General features: G+C 41.3%; 22 protein-coding genes. 6 read left to right on the top strand and 16 right to left on the bottom strand.

All coding sequences use genetic code 11. From position 1 onward, the window contains the following. Window positions 1–414: 414 nt before the first annotated feature. On the top strand, window positions 415–648 hold the full coding sequence (locus AM500_RS05370; RefSeq protein ID WP_053598307.1) for a DUF2188 domain-containing protein: 234 nt from the start codon (window positions 415–417) through the stop codon (window positions 646–648). 122 nt (window positions 649–770) lie between these two features. Here AM500_RS05370 and AM500_RS05365 read toward each other — a convergent pair whose 3' ends face one another. Continuing rightward, window positions 771–1,004: a hypothetical protein gene (locus AM500_RS05365; protein WP_053598306.1), complete on the bottom strand. Its 234-nt coding sequence runs from the start codon at window positions 1,002–1,004 to the stop codon at window positions 771–773. A 119-nt stretch (window positions 1,005–1,123) separates the two neighbouring features. Here AM500_RS05365 and AM500_RS05360 point away from each other — a divergent pair, with 119 nt between their 5' ends. Further along, entirely contained in the window at window positions 1,124–1,465 is a 342-nt protein-coding gene (locus AM500_RS05360) for a nuclear transport factor 2 family protein (RefSeq protein WP_053598305.1), read from the top strand. Between the two features lie 104 nt (window positions 1,466–1,569). Here the strand turns inward: AM500_RS05360 and AM500_RS05355 are convergent, their stop codons facing one another. The 4 genes from AM500_RS05355 to AM500_RS05340 are packed head-to-tail and all read right to left on the bottom strand — an operon-like array spanning window position 1,570 to window position 4,344. Next, complete coding sequence (locus AM500_RS05355; protein WP_053598304.1) at window positions 1,570–1,833, bottom strand: DUF4176 domain-containing protein; 264 nt, start codon at window positions 1,831–1,833, stop codon at window positions 1,570–1,572. After that, window positions 1,830–2,489: a hypothetical protein gene (locus AM500_RS05350; RefSeq protein ID WP_053598303.1), complete on the bottom strand. Its 660-nt coding sequence runs from the start codon at window positions 2,487–2,489 to the stop codon at window positions 1,830–1,832. Before AM500_RS05350 ends, AM500_RS05355 begins: the two co-directional genes overlap by 4 nt. Beyond that, entirely contained in the window at window positions 2,489–3,256 is a 768-nt protein-coding gene (locus tag AM500_RS05345) for a hypothetical protein (protein WP_053598302.1), read from the bottom strand. Before AM500_RS05345 ends, AM500_RS05350 begins: the two co-directional genes overlap by 1 nt. Window positions 3,257–3,276: 20 nt before the next feature. Beyond that, the gene (locus AM500_RS05340) at window positions 3,277–4,344 is read right to left on the bottom strand and encodes a bacteriocin class II family protein (protein WP_053598301.1); all 1,068 of its coding nucleotides are present in this window, start codon (window positions 4,342–4,344) and stop codon (window positions 3,277–3,279) included. A gap of 259 nt (window positions 4,345–4,603) precedes the next feature. Here AM500_RS05340 and AM500_RS05335 point away from each other — a divergent pair, with 259 nt between their 5' ends. Next, complete coding sequence (locus tag AM500_RS05335) at window positions 4,604–4,942, top strand: PadR family transcriptional regulator (RefSeq protein WP_053598300.1); 339 nt, start codon at window positions 4,604–4,606, stop codon at window positions 4,940–4,942. Further along, window positions 4,942–5,499: a DUF2812 domain-containing protein gene (locus AM500_RS05330; protein WP_053598299.1), complete on the top strand. Its 558-nt coding sequence runs from the start codon at window positions 4,942–4,944 to the stop codon at window positions 5,497–5,499. Before AM500_RS05335 ends, AM500_RS05330 begins: the two co-directional genes overlap by 1 nt. Window positions 5,500–5,642: 143 nt before the next feature. Here the strand turns inward: AM500_RS05330 and AM500_RS05325 are convergent, their stop codons facing one another. The 5 genes from AM500_RS05325 to AM500_RS05305 form a co-directional block, all read right to left on the bottom strand. Beyond that, entirely contained in the window at window positions 5,643–6,986 is a 1,344-nt protein-coding gene (locus AM500_RS05325) for a Na+/H+ antiporter family protein (RefSeq protein ID WP_053598298.1), read from the bottom strand. 141 nt (window positions 6,987–7,127) lie between these two features. Then, window positions 7,128–8,633 (bottom strand): histidine ammonia-lyase, encoded by a 1,506-nt coding sequence (gene hutH, locus AM500_RS05320; protein WP_053598297.1) that lies wholly within the window; start codon window positions 8,631–8,633, stop codon window positions 7,128–7,130. 223 nt (window positions 8,634–8,856) lie between these two features. Continuing rightward, window positions 8,857–10,011 carry a M20/M25/M40 family metallo-hydrolase gene (locus AM500_RS05315; RefSeq protein WP_053598296.1) on the bottom strand — a complete coding sequence of 385 codons (1,155 nt, stop codon included), beginning with the start codon at window positions 10,009–10,011 and terminating at the stop codon, window positions 8,857–8,859. Window positions 10,012–10,014: 3 nt separating this feature from the next. Then, window positions 10,015–11,283 (bottom strand): imidazolonepropionase, encoded by a 1,269-nt coding sequence (gene hutI / locus AM500_RS05310; protein WP_053598295.1) that lies wholly within the window; start codon window positions 11,281–11,283, stop codon window positions 10,015–10,017. A 92-nt stretch (window positions 11,284–11,375) separates the two neighbouring features. Further along, window positions 11,376–13,091, bottom strand: coding sequence for an N-tau-methylurocanate hydratase (locus AM500_RS05305; protein WP_053598294.1), 1,716 nt, complete (start codon window positions 13,089–13,091; stop codon window positions 11,376–11,378). 238 nt (window positions 13,092–13,329) lie between these two features. Here AM500_RS05305 and AM500_RS05300 point away from each other — a divergent pair, with 238 nt between their 5' ends. After that, a complete protein-coding gene (locus AM500_RS05300; RefSeq protein WP_053598293.1) occupies window positions 13,330–14,223 on the top strand; it encodes a LysR family transcriptional regulator in 894 nt (297 codons plus the stop codon). A gap of 434 nt (window positions 14,224–14,657) precedes the next feature. Here the strand turns inward: AM500_RS05300 and AM500_RS05295 are convergent, their stop codons facing one another. The 5 genes from AM500_RS05295 to AM500_RS05275 all read right to left on the bottom strand — a co-directional run bounded on the left by AM500_RS05295 (window position 14,658) and on the right by AM500_RS05275 (window position 18,263). Beyond that, window positions 14,658–15,275, bottom strand: coding sequence for a lysozyme inhibitor LprI family protein (locus AM500_RS05295; RefSeq protein WP_053598292.1), 618 nt, complete (start codon window positions 15,273–15,275; stop codon window positions 14,658–14,660). Between the two features lie 308 nt (window positions 15,276–15,583). Beyond that, window positions 15,584–16,093, bottom strand: a complete 510-nt coding sequence (locus tag AM500_RS05290; RefSeq protein ID WP_053598291.1) for a hypothetical protein — start codon at window positions 16,091–16,093, stop codon at window positions 15,584–15,586. A 368-nt stretch (window positions 16,094–16,461) separates the two neighbouring features. Continuing rightward, window positions 16,462–16,926, bottom strand: coding sequence for a DUF5381 family protein (locus AM500_RS05285; RefSeq protein ID WP_053598290.1), 465 nt, complete (start codon window positions 16,924–16,926; stop codon window positions 16,462–16,464). A gap of 76 nt (window positions 16,927–17,002) precedes the next feature. Next, window positions 17,003–17,467, bottom strand: coding sequence for a DUF5381 family protein (locus tag AM500_RS05280; RefSeq protein WP_053598289.1), 465 nt, complete (start codon window positions 17,465–17,467; stop codon window positions 17,003–17,005). Window positions 17,468–17,834: 367 nt separating this feature from the next. Continuing rightward, on the bottom strand, window positions 17,835–18,263 hold the full coding sequence (locus tag AM500_RS05275) for a hypothetical protein (protein ID WP_053598288.1): 429 nt from the start codon (window positions 18,261–18,263) through the stop codon (window positions 17,835–17,837). A gap of 56 nt (window positions 18,264–18,319) precedes the next feature. Here AM500_RS05275 and AM500_RS05270 point away from each other — a divergent pair, with 56 nt between their 5' ends. Continuing rightward, window positions 18,320–18,703, top strand: a complete 384-nt coding sequence (locus AM500_RS05270; protein WP_053598287.1) for a hypothetical protein — start codon at window positions 18,320–18,322, stop codon at window positions 18,701–18,703. Between the two features lie 53 nt (window positions 18,704–18,756). Here AM500_RS05270 and AM500_RS05265 read toward each other — a convergent pair whose 3' ends face one another. Then, window positions 18,757–19,254, bottom strand: a complete 498-nt coding sequence (locus AM500_RS05265; protein ID WP_053598286.1) for a hypothetical protein — start codon at window positions 19,252–19,254, stop codon at window positions 18,757–18,759. Window positions 19,255–19,329 lie beyond the last annotated feature (75 nt).

The raw sequence follows: 19,329 nt of genomic DNA, 5'->3' as shown, positions 1-19,329 counted from the left end.
ATCAGTATTTTGTAAATTTTTAATATCAGGCGGGTTAAAGTTATATGAATAACAAGATTTTGGGGTCCATTTTGCAGGAAAACCTTTTTTTATAAAAAAACAGATTATCCCCTGCTCAAACTTGAACGAAATTATCACATGTAACCTTAAAAATTTACAAATTTAACCATTAAACCAGTGTTATCGATAACAATTGGAAATCTTTTTCCACTAGTTCTTTGTTCTCGAAAAATAATTCAGCGTTTTTTTAATTAATTCAGCGATTTTAAAATTAATTCAGCGGTTTTGAAATTAATTATTAAAGTGCAGAATATTGAGAAAATATCACAAGTGTTTGTAGCTTAATCATGTTTCACCGTTCCATATAAAAGGGAACATTTATGCTAAAACACACCAATAACGAGGTGAACCCTAATGGCAGAAAAGAAACCGGCTGTCCATACAGTCCCGAACAAAGACGGCGGCTGGGACAATAAACAAGACGGCAAGACAATCAGCCACCACCCAACCAAAGCGGCAGCAGAAGAAAGCGGCAGACGTGCAGCAAAACAGGATAAAACAGAACACCGCATCCACAATAAAGATGGAAAAATCTCAAATGCCAACAGCTATGGCAACGACCCAATTCCACCAAAGGATAAAAATTAACATCAAAAATGGCCGGGTAATGGTAACCCGGCCATTCTAATTAGTTGAAAATTATGATAGTCGAAAGAGGAATTTTTGAGGAATATCATATGAGGTTCAGTGTTCTTTTAAGTACTTCAATTTCACGTTCGTTTTCCCATATATAATCCTAGTCTACTCTTAAGCCTGCCGACAATCTCGTCATGCCGGTCCGCATTTTTTTGCTTTTCATTCTCGAAATCCACCCTCATAACCTTAAGGTCACTTTGCATTGCTTTCATGTCACGTTGCATCTCTAGTTGCAAGCTATTTGTTTTCGCAACCATTCCCACTAATTGGCCAATCCTCTCTTCCATGTGCTCAAGCCTTTCTTCCATATCTTCACATCCTTTTACTTTATCATTATACAATGGAATTTCCTTATTCAAAATTGGTAGATTTACTAAATGATAAGGTATAGTAAAAACAATCCACCTATAGAAAAGAGGTCCGTAATATGGCGCGTCCAGAGGAATTGGCACAACAGCAATTAGACGCATATAACAAGCAGGATATAGATGCATTTGTTTCTGTTTACAGCAAGGATGTGGTGGTTAGGAATTTCCCATCCAACCAGGTCAGCCTCTTCGGCATTGAACAATTCAGGGAAAGGTATGCTAATTTATTTCAGACAAACCCCAATCAACGTGCCGAACTTAAGTCGAGAATCGTGAAAGGCAATATTGTGATCGACCACGAATATGTAACAGGAAGGGCAAATGGCGAAGCAGTCGAGGAGGCCATTGCTATCTATGAAGTTTCCGAAGACAAAATTCTAAACGTTTGGTTTGTAAAGTAAGTAGTAGAAACCCGTTAGCCCTCTGATGGGAATGAGGAATACTTCTCCTTACATAAAGTAAGGCCTGCAGTTCAAACTGCAGGCCTTTCCATATTTTTTATAACTCACTTCACATTTAAAGCCAGGGCTTCTTTTGCAAATTCCAGTTCTTCTTCATCCTGGAAGCCGATGAAAAAGACCTTCTCGATTTGATCGTGATTAAATAGGTACATATAGTCTTCGCTTAAGTTTCCTTCAGGATAAAGGCAGGCAATATAGTCCCAAACCTTATCGGATTGCATCTCCTTTTGCTGCCGTCCATAAATCATAATTCTTTTTGTCCCGCCTTTTAGGAGAACGATTGAACCAATAGGTAAGTATTTTTTCACTTCTTAGAACCTCCACGTTTCATACTAGTTCCTAAAACTGTCGCTGGGAAAAGCGCCAGCACTGACGCCATAAAGAACTGATAAGCAGTGGCAACTGTATCTGGATTTGTAAATACGGCCCCTTTTACCATATTCAAAATAACAAATACAATAGCGATGACCACCACGGCGGAAATAGAACCTATCACATATGCTTTTTGACTATTTACTTTTCTCAACTGGGGTGAAGATATAAATAGAGACAGGATAAAAAATACGACCGCGGCAGCTAGATATAGAAGAAAGGTAAACTGCAGAAAGTTTGCCTGCTCATTTATTACATTTTCCTTAACTCCAGCAATAAACATTGCATTCGATGTTAGCAGTAATTGGACACTAAGGATTACAAGGAATAGTAAAATAAATCTTCCATATTTCAACCAGTTATCAAATTTAAATTGTTTTATAAGTGTAAATCCGTGAACAAAAAGGCCCACGTATCCGATAAGAATAAGAATAATACTTATTTTCAGCCACAAGGGCAGGATTGAGAATGACTGTAAACTTAGTAACGAAACAAATAGACCGAGAATGAAAAAGGCCACCGTTATAAAGCGAAAATTCTTTTTCATGTCTGCAGACTTTGGATACAGAGGTTGAGTTTTACCTGTTTTCATCACACTTCCCCTTTCACTTTTTCCCCGCCTATTAGTAACAGTTGAGGCAGCCTTTCTACCTTAGCCTCTCTGAGAATCGCTCTATCACCCTTGTCTGAATAAACAGAAGTTACAAGTTTTATAGCCCCTGCTTCATTAAAAACAACCGTCATCGCAGTTTCTCTGTGGCGAAGGCTTTCTGTTAAATAAACAGTACAATCCGGGGAGTTAACAGCCTTTATAATTGATAGGATGGAACGTGAAGGGAAGCTCAACTTCTCACATTGTTGAAACAATCCTTCAGTTCCTTCATCATAAAATACTTCTACTAAACGATCAAATTCAGAGAGTAGCATTTCCAAGTGGAATTCATCAACTTGGGGGCTTTCAGTCGAACCCCTGCCAAGCAATTCTTTTAAAAATTCGTGGCGGCCAAAAAGGGATAATGAATAGTGATTTTCAAAAATGTTTATCACGATATTTTTTTCCGTTCCTTCGCCAATATACAGCACCTTGCTTACTTCGTCATTTTCTACAACTGAAATGACTTGCTCTGCCGTAAGAATGACAGCCAGCTGATCCATTAATTCATCTGCTATGTATGGATTTCCCTCTTCATTCAGCTTCAAATATCCCTTTAAAAAGGAGGAACCGCAAAAAAACTTCCATTCTTCCTCCAGTTTTTCAGCCGTAACATCAGCAAAAGGGTCATCAATAAATAGTGGCAAAGGCTGTTCCAGGATCACATATAAAAAGCCAATTTCCTTTGCTGTTAATTCATATGTCATGATTGGTCTCCTTTTCACTTCTAACCAGTACTAGCCCCAGTGTTGGGCTTTGAACCAAACAGGCTGCCAACCCATTGTGCTGCCCCTTTTACAGCACCTCCGACCGCCTCAACACCATCACCTACAACATCCTGCACAACACCCAGGGTAGATTTCTTGTTCTTTCCGCTGCCCCAAACTTCAGCCTTAAGGAGCTTATCGCCAACATACGCGGATAAGACACCCACACCCGCACCGATAACTGCACCCGCAACCGTTCCAACGCCCGGCGCGATCATCGTGCCGACCGCAGCCCCAATCTTTGCTCCTGCAATCCCCACACCAACAGATGCCCCGCCAGCAATAACGGCGTTACTAACCTTTCTCTCTGTCGATATGTTTTTATCAGTCGTGAGTTCTTTATAACCCTCCGCAGCCCCAGAAACCCATGGAGCCACTCTTGAAACAAAGTTAACACCTTTCACCCATTTAGAGACTCTGTAAAGCCTTGTCGCATGGGGGTACTTATTATTTTTTATGTTTTCAATTGTATATCTTCTTGCCAGCCCCTGGCCGCCATGGTATGTCTCACTGTTAAAAACCTTTAGGTATTTACCATCAACAACAAAGCGCGGAAGATGGTAATAAGCTGGCAGCCCAACCAGCGGCAACTCCACTAATAAATCACGAATCAAGTTAATTTCATTGTGAGTGAGAAAATCAGCCAATCCCAGGTCCCAACGGGCAGTCATCTGGGAGTTTTTCACAGCTTGGCCCGGAACCGCATTTCCAGCCGTATCTTGCGTTTCTTCAATCGCTAAATTCGGCAGCAGGCTCAAAGCGCGTTTCTCAATAGTCTTTTCAACATGCTCATACTTTTGCGTTGCCATTTCCAGAAAGGAGCTAAGTGCCTTAACCTGGGTCTCCAAGTCCCTCATCTTGCTTACGGTGGATGAAAGCGAGGATCCAATACCGTGTCGGGCCTGAATCCTGGGATCAAGCCCGCTTTTTATGGAAACAAGCTGTGATTCGATTTGATTTAATTTAGAGGAAATTGATTGAACACTGGCAATATCATTCTTCACATTACCGATATTGATTCTAATCATTCAGGCGATCCTCACTTCTCATTTGAAATATATGTATAAAGTGCCATCCAAGTTATTTTATAACAAAATTTAACTTTTTACTATTTTCATAGTGAAAAATTACAACTTCTATTTTGTACCTTCTCTGACTTGGCACACTGAGAGTATCTTCCAGTATCAATTACACAATGGAAATTTTTATTTTTTTCATATTGACCTGTATATCATTAAACGATATATTATATTTAATGATATATCATTAAACGATAGGAGGGATACGATGGCAAGAAATGATGTTTTAGAGACTGGTGAACTGACAGATACTTCTTTTTATATCCTGCTTTCACTGGTGGAAGCCAGACATGGTTATTTAATTATGAAAAACATTGAAGAACTGACCAAGAATGAATTTACCATTGGCCCAGCCTCCATGTATACAACGATAAAAAAGCTCCTGACAGCGGGGATGATTGAGCAGCTGGGGGAGGAAGTTGACAAGCGAAAGACATATATCGCAACGAAAAAAGGGCTGGAATTACTGAAAAAGGATTTGGGTCGCCGGGAAAAGATGATCCAGCACGCAAAAAACATTCTTATGAAGAAGGAGGCTTCAAAATAATGGCACGAACGAAGTATATCACGAGTGGCGGTTTAGCTTTTGATGAAGAAAAGGATATGGAAAAACTCGGGGAACTGGCACAGGAAGGTTGGATTTTTGATAAGTTTTACTTTTTGGGATATAAGCTGAAAAAATCATCTCCGCAGGACCTTCAATATGCAATTGACTACCGTAAAGGAGCAGACCAGGATTACTTCGCTTATTTTGAAGAAGCCGGCTGGAAGCATGAAGGAAGCAGCGGCGACTATATTCACTTGTTCAGCGCACCCAAAGGGACTGCCCCTATCTATACCGATAAACCTTCTATCCTTGAAAAATATGAAAATGAAAAAAAGTCCATGGGGAAAGCCGCTCTAATTACTCTTCTAATTAATATCTGTATAGTAGTTGCTTATAATTTTGTTGCATCCCTTGAGATTTTTAATTCAAATGAAATGATAATAAAATCTGTATTTGCCCTTCTGCAGTTAGTTGGGGTAATCTGCCTAGTATTTACCGGCCTCCCTTACCTTGGATATATGTACAAAGTAAGCAAATGGAGAAAGTCCGGTATATAAAAATAACAGGGACGGTTCTGCTTTGCCATTGGCTGGCCAGAACCATCCCTGTTTTTAACTAAGTAAAGATCACGTATGCCCAAAACTCCCCATGGAACCCCCGCTGTAAAACAAGAAAAATCGGAGAGTGACAAGGGACCTATCTACAACACAATTGCAGCAATGGTTCCGAATATAAGCAATGGAATATTGTAATGGATAAACGTTGGAACACAGGTGTCCCAAATATGGTCATGCTGTCCATCCGCGTTTAGGCCTGCTGTTGGGCCAAGCGTGCTATCCGATGCAGGCGACCCAGCATCTCCAAGGGCGCCAGCAGTTCCAATTAAAGCAATCGTAGCCAGTGTACTAAAACCTAATGCCGCACATAATGGAACATAGACCGCAGCGATAATTGGCACTGTACCAAAAGAAGTTCCAATTCCCATCGTAATGAAAAGCCCAACTAAAAGAAGTACTAACGCCGCAATAGTCTTGCTGCTGCCATCAAGGATTGAACTGGCGTTTGATACGAATTCCTGTACCGCCCCAGTTTCTTTCAAAACATTTGCATAACCGGAAGCAATCAACATAATAAATGCAATGGCTCCCATCATGACCATCCCTTCCTGGACAACTTTATCGCCCGTATTAAGAGGTACGACTCTTGATAAAAACAGGATGGTAATTCCACCGATAGCCCCTACTACCATCGAGCCAAAAGCAAGCTGAAGAACAAAAGCTGTAACTATTGCGATTAAGGTAAAGACATAAAGCTTTTTATCATTTCCATTCAACTTATCCCGGTTTTCGACTCCAACAGCCGTTTCTTCCATACTCTTATCAACTTTTTTCAGTTCAACAAAATTATAATTTCGGGGCTTTTTGTATGAAAACAATATTGCAATTATTAGTCCAATAATCATACCTATGCCCGGGAGCATCATAGCAAAAGGAACATCCGACATGTTAATTGGCATTCCGTTATTTTTCATTTCAGCGGCAATAATGCCGTGAAAGATAAGCCCATATCCGATTGGAAGAACCATATACGGTGTCTTCAGCCCAAATGTCAGGGCCGATGCGACCGCCCGTCTGTCGATTCTGAGCTTATCGAATAAAATCAGCAACGGCGGAATTAATATAGGAATAAAGGCAATGTGGACAGGAATCAATGTTCCTGATAAACAAGTAAGGCCGGCAATGAGGAATAGCAAAAAATACTTCTTTTCTTTAATTACTCTAAGCAAATATTGAACAAGAACGTCGGTAATGCCCGTTAAGGCAATCATTGCAGCAAAAATCCCCAGCAAAATATAGCTTAAAGCTGTTTCCGCCTGTCCGCCCATGCCGCCTATCAATGTCGAAATTGTTTCGTTAAGCGGAAGCCCGGCCGCTATTCCCGCTACTATGGTTGATACTACCAAAGCAAAGATTACATGTACTCGAAACAAGCTTAAAATAGTTAACGTTAAAACAGACAACACTACAGGGTTTAATAATGCCATTTTCTCACTCACCTTTTTTAAGAATCAGAATATTATTTGAAAATTCAGTTATCTAAAGGCGGAAAGTATGGCCGCGCCATACTTTTTTCATGATGTAAAATCTTGTTTAACGTTGGTGCAATTAAGCATGTTCCCAGTAAGCTACCGGATGATGTCCTTCCTTAAGATGAAAGTTGCCAAAGCTTCTATTTCTTCGGATATATCCCGATCAGTTTCAAGAGGCGGGCAAATATTGCGTATTTCATTCAAATATTCTCTTGTTACGGGAGACAGTTGTTCCTCAGCATTTTCAAGATAAATGGCCTGGGAAGAACAGATCATTTCGATTGCTATTACCCGTGCTGAATTATGAATGATTTCACGCGCTTGCCTTGACCCGATTGTTCCCATGCTGACATGGTCTTCCTGGTTCGCTGATGTAGGAATTGAATCAACACTCGATGGATGGGCCAAAACCTTATTTTCAGAAACAAGTGAGGCAGCTGCATATTGTGCAACCATTAGGCCGCATTCCAATCCCGGATCTTTTGCAAGAAATGGCGATAGGCCGCTTAACTGGGGATTGACAAGCCGTTCAATCCGCCGTTCTGCTATATTGGCCCATTCAGCTGCGGCAATTTTTAAATGGTCCATCGATAGAGCAATCGGCTGTCCATGAAAATGCCCGCCAGATAAAACCCGGCCGTCTTCCAGTATAATTGGGTTATCAGTTGTAGAATTTAACTCAGTACTCAACACAGTTTCAACATGCCTGAATGTTTGCCATGATGCACCGTGAACCTGGGGAATGCAGCGGATTGAATAGGCATCCTGCATCCGGATTTCCCCTTGTTTGGTAGTCCGGTTACTTCCTTCAAGCCATGTCCTTATTCTGGAGGCTACATTTTGTATTTCGCTGTGCGGGCGGATTGCCAATAAATCAGGATCAAAGGCCGATATGATTCCCCGGAGCGCTTCCATGGTCAAACATGCTGACATATCCGCCGCCAGGCCCAGGCGCTCTGCTTCATTAAGCGCAATCGTCCCAACACTTGTCATTGCCTGGGTGCCGTTTATTAACGCGAGCCCTTCCTTGGCCTTTAAAGTTACGGGTTGTAAACCTGCTTTTTTTAAGGCTTCTCCCCCAGGTAGCACTTCTCCCTGGTATTCTGCCTTCCCTTCACCGATTAAGACAATCGCCACATGCGCAAGAGGAGCCAAATCTCCGCTCGCACCAACTGAACCTTTACACGGAACGTTAGGATGTACTCCTTTATTGATCATGTTGATTAGAAGATCCAAAGTTTCCTCCCTAATTCCGGAGAAACCTTTCGCAAGCGAGTTTGCGCGCAATACCATCATCCCTCTTACCACAGGTTTTGGAAAAGGTTCTCCAACCCCTACCGCATCGGCTCGCAGAAGATTAAGCTGTAATTTCTCAATATCCTCCTCCCTTATCTCGATATCACTTAGCTTTCCGAATCCAGTGTTGACACCATATACGATCTGGCCTTCTTTAAGCTGTTTCTCAATTCTTTCCCGGCTTTTTCTGATTCTCCCCTTCGCTTCTTCCGATATGGCCACTTTAGCCATTCCGAAAGCGATTTGTTCGATTTGATTGCGATTTAATGTATATCCATCAAGGTGAATAACTTGGTCAGAAGGCAAATTTAATCTCTCCCTATTTTTGTTTCTATGTTTCGCTGGTTCAACTTCTTATGTAGAATTGCCGATGGTAAACGGCATTTCTTTAAAGTATTAAATAAGCAATTGGGGTGACAATCACTAAGGTAAAGACTGTTCTCAATCCCGCTATTTATTGCTGTAAAAAGGATATAGAATCAGTTATGAAAATAACAGGATAAAGCCTAGGAAGTTAAGTGAGCTGCTTTCAGTTTTTCTTATGAGATTCATACCAATCTTTAATCAGCGCGACAACATACCTTCCACCGTTCATTAAATTCTCGACACTGATATGTTCCTGGAAGGTATGAAGGTTTTTAAATCCGTTACCCAGAGTCAGGCACTCAAGTCCGTGTTCGTTAAGGACATTTGTATCTGCACCGCCCAGGGTTTTTGTTGTGTATTGGTTAACACCAATATCTTCAGCAGCCTTGATGGCCGTTCTCGCGATAGCATCCTCGATTGAAATTCGGAACCCCGAATATTTCTTTTCAAATCGGACGTTTGCCTTACCGCCATGCCTGCGTGCTGCTTTTTCGACAGCCTCTTTCATATGTTCTAGCTGATGGTCCAGTGCGTTTTTCCCAAAACTTCGAACTTCCCCTACCAACTCGACTTCACCCGGGATAATGGAAGACATGGTTCCGCCTCTGATTACGCCAATATTGGCAAGGGTCTGGTCATTGACTTTTCCTAATTCCATTTCCTTCAACGCATCGGCAGCAATAAGAAATGCATTAATGCCATCTTCGGGGTTCAGGCCGATATGGGAAGACCTGCCTTCTATTTCACAATAAATCCTGCTGCTGAAGGGGCCTTGCAGAATAATCTGTCCAATATCGCCGGTACTGTCAAAAATAAACCCCTTTTTGCTCCGCACCAATGAGTAATCAAGATAGCGTGCACCTACAAGTCCAGGCTGTTCATTGACTGTAAGGATTAACTCTATTGGCCCGCAAGGAATGCCGTCCTCCTGGATCACTTTTATTCCTTCCAAATAGGCAGCCAATGCCGCTCTGTCATCCGCCCCAAGAATGGTCGTTCCATCCGAATAAATAACGCCATCCTTTATAACCGGGTTCAAGCCTTCCGTAGGAAGCACTGTATCCAAATGCGTTGATAAAAATAACGGCTCAGCATTCGGATCAGTACCTTCCCACCATGCAATCAGGTTGCCACAGTTTCCGCCAAATTCCTTATGTGCTTCATCAAATTGAATCAAAAAGCCTAGTTCCTCCAGCATCGGAATCAGATATTCAGCCATTGGTTTCTCATTGCCGCTCGGCGCATTAACCTTTGCCATTTCCAAAAAGCTATCCAATAAACGATCTTCATCTATTTTAATCAACGTTTTTCTGGCCACCCTTTACCCATCCCTTCCAAGTTCATTTTTCATATAAACTGTTTTGCCTCTTTTTAAGACACAATCGACCACATTGCTGCCAAGGCGGTAAATAACATGTTCATATGATGGGATATCCCAAATTTGAATGTCTGCTAGCTTTCCTTTTTCAATAGAGCCGCGGTCGTGTTCAAGTTCAAGAGATTTGGCGCCGTTGATTGTAGCCGCGCGAATTGCCTCTTCTGGTGACATACCGTACAATCTGCATGCAAGGACCATGACAAATTGCATCGATTCTGTCCAATTCCCTGGATTTAGGTTGGTAGCAAGCGCTACTGTCATTCCGGAGTCAATCATTGACCTCGCGTCAAAAGGCCGCTTGTGGGCTACAGCAAAATCCAGCGAAGGCATCAGAACCCCGACAACGCCTGAATCCGCTAATCTTCTCATTACCTCTGGCGGAGTATAATTAAGATGATCCGCAGAGACAACCTTCCTTTCTGCAGCAAGATCAGATCCCCCAATATAGGAGTAGGCGTCTGTGTGAACCTTGGATTTTAATCCTGCCTTTTCACCTGCCTCCAATAACCGGATTGTATCTTCTACATCGAAATGAGAATCCTCTATCCAAACATCATGGAAAACGGCTAGTTTCCTTTCATTTACCTGAGGAATCATTTCATTGATAATCAAGTCTATATACCTATCCTTGGTCATATCTTCCGGCCATCCGTGTGCACCAAGAAATGTATTTACGATATCTATTGAAGAGTTATGGTTTAGCTCGGAGGCTACCTCCAAAATTTTTAGCTCATCTTTTGTACTCAAGCCATACCCGCTTTTTATTTCAACTGTTGTCGTTCCAGCCTCAAGCATACCTTTTAGTTTTTTTTCAGTAGACTGATAGAGCTCCTCCTTTCTTGCCTTCCTGGTTTTATTAACAGACACCATTACACCTGTTTCAATACCTCTGCGTTTCAACTCTAATGGGTCGGATAGTGTCATTTTCGCAGCATATTCCTGAACACGGGAGCCGCCAAAAACTGCGTGTGTATGGCTATCCACAAAACCTGGTGCTACTACTTTCCCGGTGGCATCAATGATTTCTGCCTGTTCTATATCAACTTCCTGCAATACTTCTTCCTTTGAACCAAACGCTGTAATTCTTTCACCCGCAATGGCTACCCAGCCATTTGGTATTCTTCCAATTGAGTCAGCTTTATGGCCGGTACAGGTAATAAGTTCATTTGCATTTGCGATGATGATGTCGGCTTTCTCTTTTTGTTTAACCAACCGCTTTACCTCCTGGACACCTAAACTTTTAAGAGAAAAGGGTACGGATTCCACAGCCGTCCCCTTAACCTCTTATTTCTTTTAATAGATTATTAATTTCCGTCGGGGCCAAAAGTGGCTGTCGGGGTCCACCAAAGTGGAACTTTAATGCTTTCTTTTGTAAGTTTGCCTTTTCCATTCGCAACGTCTTTGGCGGTTTCATAACCTGCCTGTGCATGTCGGATAACCCCAATGCCGGAATCGACTGTCATACAAATCTCAAGGCGCATATCCGCTTCATCTGTCCCATCGGCTATCATGGTGACACCTGTATGGACTGCTTCACCCATTGAATAGTTTGCTTGCAGAGCGATCAAATCACACATTCCAACGGCATTAAGCAGACCATTCAGAACAGGCCAATCGGAAATCAAGTCGCCGCCATCAGGCATATTTTCCGATTCGAATGTCGGATTTACAATTGAACCCGAATCAAGGTTGTCCCGAGAGAACGCTACCGGCCCCTTTAGCTCACCGCTCTTAATCATTTTATTTACTTCCAGGGCAAACTCCTTACGCTGGCCGAAGCCAAGGTAGCAAATACGCGCAGGTAAACCTTCAATTGGAATATGCTGCTTGGCTAATTTGATCCACCTGGTTACAAGCAGGTCATCTTTAAACAATTCAAGAACCATGTTATCAATTTTCTCCAAGTCAGACGGGTCGCCCGACATACAAGTCCAGCGGAAAGGCCCGCGTCCTTCGCAGAATAGAGGCCTAATGTATTCAGCTACAAAGCCAGGAATTTTCATTGCTTCATCTTCCGGCATCCCTGCATCGCGGCACTCCTTGCGCAGGCTGGTCCCGTATTCAAAGGCATGGACACCATCATCGAAAAATTTATTGGTGATTCGCAATTCGCGGATCATCGTTTCCTGAGCTTTTTTCAAATATAATTGGCGGTCCTTTTTACGCAATTGATCGGCTTCTTCCACTGTATAGCCAGATGGCAAATATGAAATAGGGTCATGGGCCGGAGTCATGGAAGTAAGAATATCCGGCTTGAATCCTTTTTCATACGCTTCCTCAAAAATATCCGCAGAATTTCCTACGACACCAATTCCTACCGAGGTGCCTTCCGTTGCATACTTTTCTGCTAGCTCAATCGCTTCATCTAGCGAATCAGCCAGTACATCAATATAGCCAACTTCCATTCTGCGTTTGATTGTTTCAACATTTGAATCACAAACGATTCCTACTCCTCCATGCATCGCCATAGCCCGCGTCTGGTTGCCGCCCATTCCTCCCGCGCCCGCAGTTAGCATGATTTTCCCAACGAGTGAATCATTATAATGTTTTCGGGCAATGGCGGAAAGGGTTTCAAATGTTCCCTGAATAACGCCTTGGGTTCCAATATATTGCCATGGGGCAGCTGTATATTGCGCAAACATTGTTAAGTTCTTATCCTGCAATTCATAGAAGGTTTCCCAGGAAGGCCGCATAATGTTCGTTGTTGCCATAACGACTGTAGGGGCATATTTATGTGTTTTGAATACCGCTACTGGCATGCCAGACTGGACAACCAATGTCTCATTATCTTCCAATTCCTTTAAGGCCTTTACAATAGCATGGTAGGACTCCCAGTTCCGGGCCGCTTTTCCAATCCCCCCGTAAACAACAAGTTCTTCCGGTTTTTCAGCATTTTCCATATTATTCTCAAGCATCCTAAGAATAGTTTCTTGCCTCCAGCCCTTGCATCGTAATTCTGATCCCCGTTGTGCTTTGACAGAATAAAGAATCTCCGGCTTTTCTACAATGTTTTTAACCATTACTTTTCCTCCTGTAACAATAGATTTATAGTACAAAGACTTCTTCTTGTTTGTTATTCACCCAAAAGACAACGCTTACATTTTTTAGGTGGAAGACTTTCCGACAACCAAACCTCCTTCTTTTTATCTTTTTTGAAATATTCCAACTTTAATTAATATTGTAAATAGTTTATTCTATAATTACAAATACATATTAATAATAGTTCTATAGTTTGAAACTATAAGAGGTGATAGTTGAATGGATTTACAACAACTGTATTACTTCATCATGGTTACAGAACACGCAACATTTACTGCAGCAGCCGAAAAACTGCATATTTCCCAGCCCTCTTTAAGCACTTCAATTAAGAAGCTAGAGAAGGAAATGGGCTTTGAATTGCTGGATAGAAGCAAAAGGGATTTGAGGTTAACAAATGAGGGGAAAATTCTATATCAGGAAGCAAAGAAGCTTTTGATACACTTTGACCATGTATCCGAAGAAATGAGCAGGCTTAAAAAAGAAGGGCCTTTAGAATTATCTATTGGCATTATTGAATCCTCGAAGTTTTGGGTTCCTAAGGTTTTAACACAATTCACGCAAGAATACGATAATGTGTTTATACGATTATTTGAAGTCCTCAGTTTAAAGGATGTTGAGCAGGCTCTCGACAACTTTGAAATCCATCTTGCTATTACGAATCAATATATTAATGGTGAGAATATCGATTTAATCCCTTTATACGACGAGAAATTAGTAGCTGTCATCCCCAATTCAAATCTATTAAAAAATAAAAGTTTTGTTACGATCAAGGATCTTGAAAATGAACAGCTCATAATTGCCAAAAAAGGCTTCCAAACCCGTACGGATATTTTAAATGCATTTCGAAAGGCCGGTATAAAGCCAAATATCCAATTTGAAATTGGGCGATTTGAAACAGCTATCGATCTCGTAGAAGCAGGGTTGGGAATTACAGTAGCCCCTGAAAACTATGTTAAGCATATCTATAGGTCAAACTTCCATTTCAAGCGAATTCATGATTCAAATTTATCAAGGACAGTATATCTGGCTTATGATACAAACAGGTACTTACCTCCATTGGTAGATAAATTCATTCGCTTGGTTAAAGACAACTTCGGAAAATCCTATACTTAAGTATTAATTAAGGATTATCCATAACAAAACGGACAGATATGGCCTCTGTCCGTTTTATTCAGGCTGGTAAATACCGATAAACCTTCAATCCTTGAAAAGGGGAAAGAGGCTCTGATTACTCTCCTCATTAATATCTGTATTGTGGTTGCATACACTTTTGTTTCAACCCTTGATATGTATAGTGCAAATGAATGGACGATAAAATCTATATTCGCCATTCTGCAATTACTCGTAGGAATCTGCTTAATAATTACCGGACTTCCGTACCTCGGATATATGTAGAAAGTAAGCAAATGGAGAATATTGGGATTATGAAAGTAGTAACAGGGACAGTTCTGCCTTGCCATTGGATGACCAGAACCGCCCCTGTTGCCCGCACTCCCCCGTGGAACAACCTCCCGTGTAACAAGAAAAACGGGTGTTTCCAGGCACCACTACTCCATATACCTCGCAACCAACGCATAACATCTTTCCCTAGTTAGAATCGCCTGCGTGGCCACATATTCCAATTCTTCATGTGAGCCACCTTTATATTTCAGCGATGATTCCTTCGCTGCTTCATCCCGCTGTTTAACCCAGCTTCGTTGTTCTTCCCTCACCTTTTCCATCTGCTCCGGATTGAGCTGTTCCTCCAGCAAACGATAAACCTCATTCAATTCCTTATCCCACTTCTCAAACCGCTCCGCCTCTTGTTCCTCCAGCTCGGTAGTGGTTGTACCGACAGCCGAATGCCGGTCCTCTTCTTCCATCTCATTCAGTTTCTTTAAATACTCATCCTTTAGGCTTTCCGTCCCCTGGCTTCGGTCTGAACTGGCAGAAATACTATTATCCTCGCTATATATTTCGGTGGTCCCATCTTCATTCACAATGGTTACCTGCTCTGTTAAGACTAACTCCTGCTCCCCTGAGCCATCACCATCCAGCTCGCTGGAACTTGGTCCAGCACCGTTGACCTGTTGACTACTTGACTCCTCAGCCGGTTTCCCACAAGCAGCCAATACCCCAAATGCCGCCGTAAGCACTCCTATTACTAACAATCTTTTACTCTTCATCCCAAACCTCCTCACTAGTAATAGTTTATCACAATAATTCCACTATTTTCCTCTCATGCTCTAGAGCCTTTTTGTGAAAAATTGGTCGACGCCCTCAAGCTCCACTAACCTAATAGGCGACTGCACGCTCCCCGCCTTCCTCTTCTTACACCTTCAATTAGAAGAATCCTGAAAAAGCAACTGTAACTCGAAGCGTCGTCCACCATCCAAAACGATATTAGGCAACGCGCCACCTATAGCAATTCAGCGATATACCGATAGTTACAGGCATAAAAAAAAGACCCCGTTAAAAACGAGGCCTAAATCAATTAATTCACTTCTTTACTCAAATCCGGTTGTCTTAGTCCAACGGCTTCAAAAACTTTTCCAAGTTTTTCTTGGCCAGCCGCGAAAGTAGCGTCACTTTCTTCAAAAGCAGGTGTATCCTTTTTCAGTTCCTCTGCTTTTTGCTCATACGATGTGCTAAAGTCTTTTAGAGCAGCTTCCATATCCGCCTTTTGATCCTTCAACTCTTCCGGAATTTCTAATCCGGATACCGCTTTAGCAACATTGGCTGCCGAATCAGACGCAGCAGTTTTCTCTTCAGCTGTCGGTTTTTCCGCACCCATGTACGCACCCAAACCAGCATCCTGTGCATTAATTTCACTTACAAGATTATTATAGAATTGGACAAGAGCTTTTTTCGGATTCGCTTTTTCCTCAGTGGATGCCGCAGGATCTTTTGACTCCTTATCATCTGCTTTCTGGTCACCGTTTGAACAAGCTCCCAATGCAAGAGCAAGTGCTAGAGTCAATACTGCTAACCATATCTTTTTCATCGATAACTTCCCCCTTATTTTTGATATGTACTTTTCATACACATTCTAAATGTGTACAAAAACAACCTTTTCTATTATAACAACGTTTCCTAATATTTCAACAAATATGGTACTTTAGTCATACTTATTTTTCCTTTTTAGAAAAAAGCACCCAAATCGACTTGCCAAACCACGCAAAAAAGGAGCGCAGGCCCATACAGCCCTGCACTCTCACACCAAACCAGCAAAGCATCCCATTCTCCACGGAACACCTGCTCATGAAACCAGAAAATCCGGGTGGTGCCAGGCACCTCAGCGAGCTCCCGCAGCAACATCTCGTGGAACAATCCCCGTGAAACAAGAAAAACCGAGGAGTGACAGGCACTCCCCTACCTCTTCGTCCTATCGCTCACGATATCCTTCAGCGTTCGATTTATAACCGGATAGTCTTTCTTTGAAATGCAATAATAGGTATGAATGAAAATCTTTTCCCTATCATGGGTATTTAAGATAAAGGCCGGCGTCTTGATTCCCAAATACCCAGTTGGGATCTCGTTCTCTACTTCCACTTTCCGGATATTGTTCAAGTTGAGCTTCCGATTCTTCACAATAATAGATTCCTGATCATAGCGAAACATTTCCTTATCCTTGAACAGCAGAATCAGAACCATCAGCCCCAGCCTTCCGAAGACGATTATGCCAAGGACCCCACCTATAACCGAAAAGAATTTACGAATAAAGCTTGCTTCCAAAAATATACTTGCCAGGATCAAGGATATCCCGGTAATAACAAAACCAATACATATAGCCAAACGTCCTAAAATCGTAGATGTCTTGTAGTTTACTACTTTCATAAATCCCCCTATTTAACCGTGTACAGACCTAACCGGAAGTGACGGGAACCTCCAGCCCCGCACTCCCCCCCAACTCCTACCTCTTCGTCCGGTCGCTCACGATATCCTTCAGCGTCCGACTTATAACTATATAATCTTTCTTTGAAATGACAAAATAGGTATGAATGAAAATCTTTTCCCCATCATGGGTATTTAAGATAAAGGCCGGCGTCTTGATCTCTAAATACCCGGTTGGGATGTTGTTCTGTTCTTCCACTTTTCGGATTTTGTTTAAGCTGAGCTTCCGGTCCTTCACAATAATAGATTCCTGATCATAACGAAACATCTGCTTATCGCTAAACAGGCAAATAAGAATCATCAGCACCAGCCTTCCAAAAACAATAATACCAAGGACCCCAGCTATAATGGAAAAGAATTTACGAATAAAGCTTGCTTCCAAAAATAAACTTGCCCAAATTAAAGAAACCCCGGTAATTACCAAAACCATAAATGCAGCCAAACGTCCTAAAATCGTAGATGTCTTGTAGTTTACTACTTTCATAGTTCCCCCTATGTTTCCATATATAATCAAATTGATTTTACGTTCTCCAAACCCGCTGTTAAAGTTCCAGTCAGGTGCTTCCATTCACATAAAAATTGCTACCTACAAGGTTGTCAAAAGCAATAGCCATCCTCTCTTTTAACTAGACTTCTGTGTTGATCAAAATCATTCTTCAAAGTTAATAAAGACTCTCGCTCCTTTTATTATACCTAAAACTCTAGAAAAAAAGGTTAAAATTGGAATAAATTTACTTTCGCAAAAGAAAGAATATGGGGAACTCGGAGAATTGTGCAGAAATGTTGAATCTTTGATAACCGAAGAATAGGACCAAAAAGGAAACAGGCTCCCCTGTTTCCTTTTTTAATCTCTAAATACCTATTTGACACCAAATCACTTTATTTGTGTACTGGAAGTTTCGTATTGTACCAAATGGAACTTTTCTTATTTTTTCAAATTGGTTTAAATCTATTGTCAAAATATTGTTTTCAAATGTAATACCTGTCCTGCCATTGAAAATCTTATTATTGATCCAGTTATTATTAACCGGTTTTATCCTTTTTAATTCAAAAGAGAGTTTTCGGCCAGTTGCCAGAAAAGGTACGAGGAGTATATGAAAAGAAATGGGAAGCATTAGTTTTATAACCTCACCATCGAATGCTATCCCTTCCTCCTCAAAAGATACTGACAATTTGTTTATTCCTTCGATATTCTGTTTACTAAATAAGTATCTAAACATTTCCTCGGTAACAGGGATATTTACAGTTCTTTCTTTAAGGCTATTAAATCTTTGAAACATATCATTCACCTGCCTCTTAGAAGATCGCCAATGAATTAAGAACGGAGGAATTCTCTTTGGGTTATCTTACTCGCCTATACTTTTATGCCATCCTCGTCTTCTTAGTTTTTAATTTATTCAACCTTAACCATTTACATTTCGGCTGGTATCTTGCCCTTTATTTTCTTGCAAACAGTTTGTACAGGTTTAACGAAGAATGGTTTGATGAGATGCAGCTTAAACAATTTCTTATGCTCATTATCGTTACTCTTGTGTTTGTATATGGCTTAGTTGAATTTGAATCTATTACAAAAATTCTATTGCTGATTGCAGCGTTTATTCTTTTTGTGATTCCAGGCTCCCTTCCTAAAAATCCTGCTGACAACCAACATAAAGGGCTCAGAACAAAAGTATATTCTATACTTCTTACGATTCTTGTCTTATTCTCCTATAACTATTAAAATGGCAACTCGTAAACTATATCGACGGGTTGCCAAGTTCCAATTCTTAAAAGTTATCTATAAGCATATGCTCCCGTTGCATTCCCATCTTCTTCATTATAATGCTTGCACACCTCATAGCATTCGTCGATATGGGAATTTCCCAGGTATACCATAGCTGCATAGCTGATACCTGCGGCCATCGCCTGTCCAACAAAAGGAATATATTTGCCTCCTTGAACCACAATCTTCCTTCCAGCTATTTTTTTCAGTAACTGAATGACAATATCTCTGCTTATGACCTTGCCAGCAACATCTGTCGCCAAACTGGATAGGATCACCAAAAGCCGCCCTTTTGTTTCGGCATCCAATTGGTCCACCTGCTCTGAAGAAAGTCCAAACTTTTTATTTATCGAGTTTAATAACTCCATCATTATGGCAATATCGACACCAACATCCACTCCCGGAACAGGGACTACAGCCCCAGCCGCTGAAAGAGCTGCCCGCTTCTTTACCATTTTCCTGCATTCCGCCTTCACTCTATTCAATTCATTCAATGATTTAGGTATCATCCTGTATGCCTCCTATAGTTCTAAGAATATAAGCCAGATGCATATCCACTTATCTTCTCATCGGACAAAAACAGT

Origin of the sequence: Bacillus sp. FJAT-18017 (genome assembly GCF_001278805.1) — a bacterium.
GTDB lineage: Bacteria > Bacillota > Bacilli > Bacillales > Cytobacillaceae > Bacillus_D.
This window is presented reverse-complemented; position numbering and strand designations above follow the sequence as displayed.